3 protein-coding genes and 1 pseudogene are annotated in these 2,710 nt (G+C 73.4%); 1 reads left to right on the top strand and 3 read right to left on the bottom strand.

Annotation, left to right across the window (positions count from 1 at the left end):
- On the top strand, window positions 1-962 hold a 962-nt coding region (locus G3I60_RS43505), incomplete at its 5' end, for an ATP-dependent helicase C-terminal domain-containing protein (RefSeq protein ID WP_275419235.1).
- Between the two features lie 27 nt (window positions 963-989).
- Here G3I60_RS43505 and G3I60_RS43500 read toward each other — a convergent pair.
- From G3I60_RS43500 to G3I60_RS43490, 3 genes and pseudogenes are all read right to left on the bottom strand, one after another.
- Window positions 990-1,988, bottom strand: coding sequence for a DUF3068 domain-containing protein (locus G3I60_RS43500; protein ID WP_164608534.1), 999 nt, complete (start codon window positions 1,986-1,988; stop codon window positions 990-992).
- Between the two features lie 74 nt (window positions 1,989-2,062).
- Window positions 2,063-2,197, bottom strand: coding sequence for an SPW_0924 family protein (locus G3I60_RS43495; RefSeq protein ID WP_138356297.1), 135 nt, complete (start codon window positions 2,195-2,197; stop codon window positions 2,063-2,065).
- A gap of 162 nt (window positions 2,198-2,359) precedes the next feature.
- Window positions 2,360-2,710, bottom strand: a pseudogene (locus tag G3I60_RS43490) (hypothetical protein); the annotation flags it as partial.

The following is a 2,710-nucleotide window of genomic DNA, read 5'->3' as shown; positions in this document are numbered from 1 at the left end:
CGGCCGTCCCGGTGGCCGTGCAGGCGTTCCCCGAGCGGGTGGCCAGGGCCCGCGGCGCCGGTACGTATCTGATGGCGTCGGGAACGGCGGCGGAGCTGGGCACCGGCTCCCGGCTCGGGACGCCCGGCTGGCTGGCCGTCGCGGTCGCGGACCGGCCGGTGACGGCGGTCTCGGCGCGGGTGCGGCTGGCCGCGGTGATCGACGAGGCCACCGCCCGTACGGCGGCGGCCCCGCTGCTGGCATCGGGCGAGGAGGTGCGCTGGTCGGACGGCGACGTGGTGGCGCGCAGCGTGGAACGGCTGGGCGCCGTGGAGCTCACGGCGCGCCCGCTGCGGTCGCCGGACCGGGCACTGCTGCGGGCCGCCGTCGCCGAGGGGCTGCGGCGGGAGGGCACGGGGCTGCTGCGCTGGTCTCGCGACGCGCAGGACACCCGCCGCCGGCTGGCTTTTCTGCACCGGGAGTTGGGCGAGCCGTGGCCGGATGTCTCGGAGCAGGCGCTGCTGGACGGGATGGACGACTGGCTCGGCCCTGAGCTGTCCGCGGCCCGCCGGCGCGCCGATCTGGAACGGACCGACGCCGGCGGCCCGCTCAACCGGCTGCTGCCCTGGGCGTCCGGTGCCGCCGCCCGGTTCGGCGAGCTGGCTCCGGAGCGGATCGAGGTGCCCAGCGGTTCACGGATCCGGGTGGACTACGAGGGCGACCAGCCGGTGCTCGCGGCCAAGCTCCAGGAGCTGTTCGGCTGGCAGGAGACACCGCGTATCGCGGGCGGCCGGGTGCCGCTCCTCGTCCATCTGCTGTCCCCCGCCGGCCGGCCCGCCGCCCTCACCGCCGACCTCGCCTCGTTCTGGCGGGGCGGCTACCGCTCGGTCCGTGCCGAGTTGCGCGGCCGCTACCCCAAGCACCCGTGGCCGGAGGACCCGGCCGCCGCCGCGCCCACCCGCCGGACGAACCAGCGGCGTTGACCCCTCCAGGACGGCGCGGCGGCGGGCTCAGACGGCGATCGGACGCGGGTCGGGATCCGGGTCGCGCACCGTGTCGTCGGGGGCGGGGTCGGCCGGGCGGCGGCCGCGCGCCTCCAGGAACAGGGAGAGTGCGAGCAGGACGACGCCCAGGATCAGGAATCCCCAGGGGAGGTAGCTGGTCAGCAGCAGGATGAGCTGGCGCTGGGACTTCACCAGTTTGACGGTGGAGTCGATGTAGTCCTCGCGCATCTTCACATCACCGGCGAAGACGGTCACCGGCTTGGTGTCGGGTGTCTGCGGGAACCGCAGCTCCTCCTGGTGGACCTCTTCGCCGTTGACCGGGGCGCCGGTGGTGGGGTCGACCCAGAACATCCGCTTGGTGGTGTACCAGCGCTCCACCGAGCCGCCGAGTGCCGCGGGGGTGATGCCGCCCGGCATCGTCTTGGGCAGCGGGACCTTGACCCAGGGCACGATCTGCTCGAAGTAGTAGACCTTGAGGCCGCGGAAGTTCTGCGTCGCCTTGTAGTGGATGGGCGCGGTCGTCCGTGCCTGCGCGTCGTAGTAGAAGTAGTCGCGCTTCTCGGTGAGGAACGGGAACTTGAACTCGATGCCCTCCCGGTGCACGGGGTCGCCGTCGACGCTCTCGCTCGCGGTGTGCACCGGGTCCTGGGAGTGCGCGTCGAAGATGTAGCGCTCGGGGACCTGGCTGACCATCTTGCCGTCCGGGCCGACGATGTAGGACAGCGAGTCCCAGACCACGACGTCCCGGCCGGTGTCGGCCTTGACCTTCTTGGACTCCTCGACGTTCCCCTTCAGGGTCTGGATGACGCTGAGCTTGGGGACGACCTTGGGGACCAGCGACGTGTCGGTGAGCAGGGTGGCGTTCTTGGCCTCCAGAACCACCACCTGGTACTGGTTGGCCGGAACCTTGGCCAGCCGCGGGAAGGCGTACCAGCGCATCAGGGGCGACAGGGCCGCGAAGAAGACGGCGAAGGCGAGCAGCACCAGGCTGGACTTGCGGCGCATCGGGACGCTTCCCCTCCTTTGTAGCTACGGACGTCCTGTGTGGTGGTGGACGACGACCGGCCGGGAACGACCGGCTACGGGTGGCTGGGGACCGTGGTCACCAGCGGCTTGGGCGAGGTCTTTCCGGCGGGTGCGCCGACCGCGGTCATGGTGAGGACGAGCGCGAGAGCGGCGGCGAGTCCGATGGCTGCGGCGATCAGGGCGCGCATGGCCGGACCTCCCTTGTGGACGACGACGTCGGCTGGGCCGGGGCACCGTAGCAATCGGGGGATCAGATGAGAACAGGTTCTACCGATCGAATGCGGCCACCGCGCGAACGAGCCCGGCCCCGCCGTGGAGGGCGGGGCCGGGCTCGATGGGTGCGGGGTGCGTCAGTCGGCGGGGTGCGTCAGTCGGCGACGGCCGCCGGGCTGGTCGACGGGGCCGCGCTCGGACTCGCGGCCGCGGTCGTGGCGTCCGTCGCGGTCGGTGACGGCGTCGGGGACGTGGTGGGCGTGGGGGTGGGGCAGGAGCCGTCGGTCGGCGTGGGAGTCGGCGTCGGCGTCGGCGTGCCGGTCGGGGTGGGCGTCGGCGAGGCGGATCCCGTCGGGGTGGGCATCGGCGTCGGCGTCGGGCAGCCCGGGGTGGGGCTCCCGCTGTCCGTGGGCGTCGGCGTGGGCGACGGCGAGGCGGTGCCGGTCGGCGTTCCGGTGGGCGTCCCCGCCGTGCTGGTCGGCGGTGTC

Origin of the sequence: Streptomyces sp. SID13666 (genome assembly GCF_010548325.1) — a bacterium.
GTDB classification, from domain to species: Bacteria; Actinomycetota; Actinomycetes; order Streptomycetales; family Streptomycetaceae; genus Actinacidiphila; species Actinacidiphila fildesensis.
This window is presented reverse-complemented; position numbering and strand designations above follow the sequence as displayed.